At 49.5% G+C, this 6733-nt stretch carries 5 protein-coding genes; 1 reads left to right on the forward strand and 4 read right to left on the reverse strand.

Features of this window, described 5'->3' with window-relative positions:
• Positions 1 to 2008: winged helix-turn-helix domain-containing protein (locus B2633_RS07580; protein WP_483169992.1), on the reverse strand; the 2008-nt coding region annotated here is incomplete at its 3' end.
• A gap of 324 nt (positions 2009 to 2332) precedes the next feature.
• On the opposite strand from B2633_RS07580, the gene B2633_RS07585 reads away from it, so the two are divergent.
• Positions 2333 to 2836, forward strand: a complete 504-nt coding sequence (locus B2633_RS07585) for a DUF4368 domain-containing protein (protein ID WP_483169993.1) — start codon at positions 2333 to 2335, stop codon at positions 2834 to 2836.
• 88 nt (positions 2837 to 2924) lie between these two features.
• Here B2633_RS07585 and B2633_RS07590 read toward each other — a convergent pair whose 3' ends face one another.
• The 3 genes from B2633_RS07590 to B2633_RS07600 all read right to left on the reverse strand — a co-directional run bounded on the left by B2633_RS07590 (position 2925) and on the right by B2633_RS07600 (position 6330).
• Positions 2925 to 4046 (reverse strand): anti-sigma-I factor RsgI family protein, encoded by a 1122-nt coding sequence (locus B2633_RS07590; protein WP_483169994.1) that lies wholly within the window; start codon positions 4044 to 4046, stop codon positions 2925 to 2927.
• A complete protein-coding gene (locus tag B2633_RS07595) occupies positions 4039 to 4770 on the reverse strand; it encodes a sigma factor (protein WP_483169995.1) in 732 nt (243 codons plus the stop codon). Before B2633_RS07595 ends, B2633_RS07590 begins: the two co-directional genes overlap by 8 nt.
• A gap of 156 nt (positions 4771 to 4926) precedes the next feature.
• On the reverse strand, positions 4927 to 6330 hold the full coding sequence (locus B2633_RS07600) for an S-layer homology domain-containing protein (RefSeq protein ID WP_483169996.1): 1404 nt from the start codon (positions 6328 to 6330) through the stop codon (positions 4927 to 4929).
• Positions 6331 to 6733 lie beyond the last annotated feature (403 nt).

The following is a 6733-nucleotide window of genomic DNA, read 5'->3' on the forward strand; positions in this document are numbered from 1 at the left end:
GAAAGACAGAAAAATAGCGGTTAAATTCCTCAGTGAGCATCTCAAGCTTTATGTAATTTTTTGAAAGCAGCACTGCCTTTCCGTATACGATATAGTTGAACGCCACACCCTGAAACATAAGCTGAGCCGAGGACATATCTCCCGTCTGCAGCCAGATGGGGATGCTGCTGTACCGGCCCAGACAGGCGTAAATGTAACCTTTTACAAGCTCCAGCGCGGTATTTAAATAGACGGTATTTTTAATGGCATGATCCTCCTGGAGCTGCTGAAGCACCTCCAGCGCTTCATTCGTCTTTCCCTGATAAATGTACAGACGCATTAGCGTCAGGCTTGCATCGATAACAAGGCTTACCTGATTCCTGCTCTGCGCTTTATAGATAGTTTTGAATGCGTTCAGTTCCGCAGCCTGCCAGTCGCCTGTTTCAAGTGCGTATTCCGCCGTCGTGAGGTAATCGTTGCCCGTGCAGCATCCGTTTGTAGCCTGTACAAAAGCGGGGAACTCCGCCGTCATGAAGTCCGCCGTCTCTTTCAGCTTCCCGGGCTCTTTATAATAAGTATACAGTTGATGGGGGGAAGCGAAGCCGACCACATTCTCCTGGCGGAATATGCAGGATGTTCCTCCGTCAAACAGCCGAAGCGCTTCCCTGATGCAGGCTGCCATCTGCACGACGTCGTTGAAAACTGAAACCGTACGGATTAGCGCCGCCTCCGCCAAAACCTGATTTTTGAACCGGGGATCAAGTCCTTCCATACCTTCATACGCAGCCTGGAGCTCGCTGAGGCGCGTCACACTGTCCCGCGTACCGTCCGGTCCGCCGACGACAATTCGCATGGTTATGTATTGCAGATATGCGAAAGGATACTTAAACAGTGTCTCGCGAGGAAGGGACGAGAACAGGTCAAACAAACCCTCATAATATGGGGAGCCGTATGTAATGTTGCTTGTATCGTTGAGGAGATCGAGAATGCGCTCGAAATCCCCGGCGCGGCAGAAATAAGCGTAGGCCTGCGCATTTGCGTGATGGGCAAAGAGCCACTGGCCCACCCGGCCGTAAAGATGCGTGAGTTCCAGGTTGTTTTTACATTTTATCCGCAGGAAATCAAGCAGCACGTTGTGTATCCTATATACGTCTGTGGCAGGGTCGTATGAGATAAAGGCATTTTCCCGACGCAGCTTTTTCAAAAACTCCTCTGCGCGCGGCTCTTCGGTCACAAATAGTGCCTCATCCGCCGTAAAAGCATCCATCACGGAAAGCCTCAGCAAGAAACGCCGGATATTCTCTTCGTTAGCGTTAAAAAGCACTTTTTCAACCAGCTCGTCAATCACGTCGCTCTTGCCGATCGGGATGCCCCGTACAATGCCAAGCAGCGTCAGGTAGACCATTGAAATCCAGCCGCCGGTGTATTCGCTGATCTTTCTGAACTCGGCGTTGTCAGGAGCGTATCCCATCAGGGCACAGAAGTCCCGTATTTCACCATCGGTGAAGCACAGCGTCTGCTGGGGGAGTATATTGCACAGCCCTTTGGCTGTGAGCTCTGAAATATCAAGGTTTGAAGTGTCGCGGGTAACAATGGCGATGTGCAGATTATCCGGTGGCTTTCTGGCGATCAGAGCCAGAAACGAACTGATCTGCGGGCCTTTTATCAGGTGAAAGTCATCGATCACCAGTACAGTGTCCTGCTCAAAGTCCAGTTCGTGCAGTATGGACAGGACATTTGCAGCCTGGGACGCATCGGCGGGAAAACCGAGATTCTTCAGCCTTGCGCTCGCTTCCGCATCCAGCCTGCCAATCTCCAATGATAACGAGTCCCAGAAGAAAGAAACGGTATCCTCGGACGATAGAAAAGAAAGCCATAGTACGGCGCTGCCTCTGCTTGACAGGAATTCCCGTACCGCTGTGGTCTTGCCGTAGCCGATAGGGGCTTCTATGACTGTCAGCGGATAGTCGAATATACTTTTCAGCGCACGGTTGACACGGCTGCGTTTGAGGATTTTGAGCTTTTTCACAGACACTCCTCCTTTCTGCGGGATTAATTGATTTTTCTCATTTTGTATCTATCGTCCGTCACGCAAAGTATCTTTATGTCGCCAGTATACACCAATTTATAGCATCCTTGAAGAAGCCTCCGAAAGCTTGCAAATACTGAAGATTATAGCGAGATAGTAATAGCTATCTTCGCCGGTTTGTGGATGTGTGTTGGCGAAGGGAGTTGAAAAAGCTAATAACCGCAGGAACCGCACAATGGTGAGGTTCGCGGCGTAGACGGTGAGAGGCAAATCTACTTCCTCGGGTTCGGGTGGATTAAGGACGAGGGCGGCGGAGGCGTCGGAATGATGGTCGGCAATCCAGACGACGAGCTTACCGGCAACAAGGTCGGTGTCATGACGCCTGAACTCCTGCGGCTCTTCATTGAGAGGATTGAGGTCGGGGAACACAGCGAAAAGTACTCTCATACGGCCGAGCAAGATATCCGTATTGCCTACCGGGACGTGGGGGTTATGGACAAGGTGGAGCCGGTGGAGATTGGCGAACAGGAATATGAAGAACTAACTGAGCAGGCGGAGAGCGGCAAACCGCATAAACAGCTCTCCCATAGGGGTATATTGGTCATAAAGTATCCCATGAACGCTAACAGGTGGGGACGGAGGCTTCTTACGCCTCCGTCCCCTGGTTACAACCCTGTTCCGTTATGTTTCGGCTTTTATCTGTCTTTCTTTTCACGTCCGGGCTGGGCAGTGTTTTTGAAGCTGGTCCAGTTCATTTTGGCCTTGTTTTCCAGCCAGGGCTCGCTAGGCCTGGCCGACATTATCTACCAGCAATTGACCCGCAACTAAGGTAGACCCTCGACAAAAGGAAGATCCTGTTGTTGGATTGATACGACAACAGGATCTTGGTTGCTTTGCCGGGGATCTCACATTGCGCTTATTTGTCCCGGTTTTCCAGTCCGGGATTGATCAGGCTGCGGTAATCGGACCAGTTGCGGAGCTTGGTTTTACTTTCCAGCCATTTCTTGGTAAAGCTGTTCTCATTCTTGGTTTTTTCACGGTTATACTTTTCAGTTGATCTATATTTGTCACTTTCACGGTCATACTTCTCACTGTTGCGGTTTTTATCCGTCGCGGGGTAATTCTTATCATTGGCCCGATCTTTGTCTGTCTCACGGTAACTCTTTTTATTGTCTCGGTCATTGTCCGTATTACGTTTATAATTTTCATCATTTTGTTTTTTTTCCGAATCACGGTCAGATTTTTCATTAGTTTTGTCTTTGTCCGTCTTCTGGTCTCTATTGCCCCGATTTACGCTATTGTCCAGCTCTAAATACCGTTGAAACACGGGAATAGCGACGGCATCCTTATTATCCTTGTAATTAGCGGTTTTATTCTTATTTATGTCATGACCCCAGGCATTTCCGGGCGGGGTTTTTTTAGCCTGGTCTAAGTCTTGGTCCTTTTTCGTAGCAGGCTTGTATTCGATCTGCAGCTTTTCTTCAACAGTCTCGCCTTTAACCTTAACTTTATCATGGACTTTTAGGGCTTGATTAACCGAGAGGTTGATTTTGGCCACCAGGTTTCGTTTATATTCGGCTTCCAATTCTTGACCGGCCTTTTTGCTGTGCACCGAAACCTGCAAGGTGCCGGTACCATTCTCAGGCATACTGTCTTTGGCGATGATCTCGCTGACCACAGCCGCAACCGCCTCTTGAGCCGGCCGTCCGTTTATATCCACCTGGGATACCACCTGGGCCGCTGCCTCACTCTCGGTCTTGACCGTGACCACCCGATCCCAGCGGTTGACACCCAGTTCGATGCCGGAGGAAATCGAGGCATAGGCAACCACATTGAAGAAATCGATGGCCCCAACCAGAATGAACAGCAATACTGCTGCCGCAACGCCGTAAGGAAGAGCCGGCAGCTGACGCTGGTAATAGTACTGGCCTGGATAAAGCGGTTGATTGGTCTTGATCTTCTGGTAGGCGCCATCGGGACGCATAATTATGGCCCATCCCCGGCCTGATTCAAGAACGATGCCCGCTTGCTTAGACACGGCTTTGCCCTCCTTTCCGGTCGTTTAAATAAGGCCTTAAACACTGAATATCATGAATAAGGATCAAAGTGCTGGCGATGATAAATTTTCGGTAACGGTCAATTATTTTTCGGTTGGCGTTGCAACGTCTTTCCAGCATTCGTATCGGTATCATCCTCTTTTCCTGCAAATACTCGCACATCTCCCTGTCTGAGGCAATCATGCCCGCAATCGAGACGGCCGCCTCCAGGGTTTTTTTCTGGCGGGGGCTGCCCCGCACCAGGTCCTGCAGTTCAATATCATATTGCTGCAATACCGTTATAAAGCGGTCCAGATCCTGTTTGCGCGCCAGGTCATCAAGAATCTGCCCGGCGGGATCCTGCTCCTGGCTCCCCCAGATTTGGTGATGCTCATTTTGAAAAGCGGAAAAAGGGGTAAAGTATCGCTTTTCCTCACTGCGCTTGTAATCGATAATGCGGTTGCGTATGACGTAGCCCAGATAGAGCAAGAGATTGCCCCGCTGGGGTTCGTATTTATCAAAGGCCTCGAGCATAGCCATCCTGGCGATGCTGGCTTCTTCATCACTGTTGTCGATGTAGCGTCCACAGGTACGGGCGCAAACCCGTAAGCAAAAAGGCATGATTTTATCGAAGCTGTCTTCAATTGCAGCGTTGTTGCCCTGCTTGTATTGACGCCAGACCGATACGGTAATTTTCTCCAATTGTGACGGTTCAGCGTTGGACATGGTTTGTCCTCCTGGGAATTATCTAAGCTCAATGGTAGCATACCAGCGCTGAATCTTGATAAAAAAATACCACCCGGGGCAGGAATTACCCACCCCGGTGCTATTGATAATGCCAGTTTTACAAAGAGCCATTAATTGGGGATAAGCAGAATTTATCTACTCATCATCATCTTCATCATCATCTTCATCATCATCGTCATCATCATCGTCATCATCGTCGTCATCATCGTCGTCATCATCATCGGCTGCTGAACTGCTGATGATCTTAATGGTTGAGGCATCATTGTCAACATCATAGACCACCACTATCTCATATCCCAGATAATCTTCAAGGTCTTTTAGGCTCACAGACTTTTTGTTATAAAGGATGCGGGTATCGCCGGTGACATTGTAATCGTCTTCTTCTCCATCTTCGTTGAGAACCGTGATGACATAGCCATCATCTTCATCCTCCACCGCTTCCAGAGTGCCTTTGGCGGAGGCGATATCAAATTCCCCCAGTATCAGGTCGGTCAGGCGGGTCAGCAGAGTGGCGATTTCATCGCGTTTTACCACCCGCATGGGGCTGAACTTGCCATCGTTGTCACCAATCATGATGCGGTAGCGCTTCACTTTTTTAATGGAAGACTTACAGTCATAGGGGAACTGATTATCGTCCAGGAAGGAATCGTTCAGGTCTCTGTCCTGGTAGGCTTTCAAGGCCTTCTTTAGTGCGCTTATTTTTTGGGCCGCATCGCCTAGTTCATCCAGAATGTCTTCATCTACATCTTCGTCCTCCGCATCTGCGATGATTTCGTCCAGGCTATTGGCCAGGGCTTTCACATCGGATATCAATGCGCTCAGATCGTCTTCATCAGCATCGGCCAGTTCGTCATTGAAGTCTTCCAAATCTGCGATCAGGCTGTCAATGCTGTCCTGGATTTCATCATTGTCTTCACCCAGGTCGCCCAGTTGCTCCATAATATCTATGATATCATCAACATCAGCGGCCAGTTCATCGAAATCGATATCCACATCATTGTCGTCCTGGTTCAGGATGCGGGCGATATAGAGGGCTACCTGATATCTTTTACAGCCCTGGTTGGGATTGAAATTTTTGAGTTCCTCAGGCAGGATTATGCCGTAATCTACCGCCGCCGCAACATAAACCTGTCCCCAACTGGGGATCTTCTTTAAGTCCATTCCAGCCGAGCTGGTGTCAACCTTATCCAGATCGATCTGCCCGTCTTTGTCCAGAGCCCTGACCAGCATCACTATCAGCTCCAGATTAGTGACCGGCTGGTTGGGCTGATATTTACCCTGATAACCTTCCACCAAGCCTTTGCGAGCAGCCTTCTTTATGTACCCATTGGCCCAGCAGTCGTGGATATCATCAAAATCCACGTCTTTGTAATACCGGTCCCGGCTATCCTTGGACTGACCCTTGTCATACTTGCCCGGCAACTGCTGCTGAACCCATTTGTTGCCTTTCGCTTTGTCAGGGTCGGGTTTGGCCAAGGCGGCTGCAGGCAATAAGGTTAGGAGAAATGCAGCCAACACCAGAATAGCGATCTTCTTCAAAACATCATACCTCCTTAAACAATGTTATTTTCAACTATTTTTGCGTTGTTACATTATCAAGAAATGGGGTCCAAGGAAATATAAACTGACAAAACCCGCCCTGCTGCCGGGAGTCGCCCTGGATTTATCAGCCCCGGGCAGCTATGCTCACATCACGCCAGGCCCCTAAAGAGATGGCATGGGCGTCAAAAAGGAACAACCGGGATAAGCTGCCTTTTCAGGCAGTCATCCCGGTTGGATCAGCTCAGGGTTAATCTCCGGCGGCCTTTTTAAATACTCATGGGGCACAGCCAGGGCAGGTCATTGACTTTGGCCAAACCAGCCGCGGTGGTGCCAAAAAGATAATAAGGCTTATCCCCGCTTTGCTGCAGAATCTTGTCAGCTTTACCGTTGACCAGGTTGG

The sequence above is a fragment of the Syntrophomonas sp. UBA1041 genome, assembly GCF_002316705.1.
In the GTDB taxonomy this organism is placed as follows: Bacteria; Bacillota; Syntrophomonadia; order Syntrophomonadales; family Syntrophomonadaceae; genus DTU019.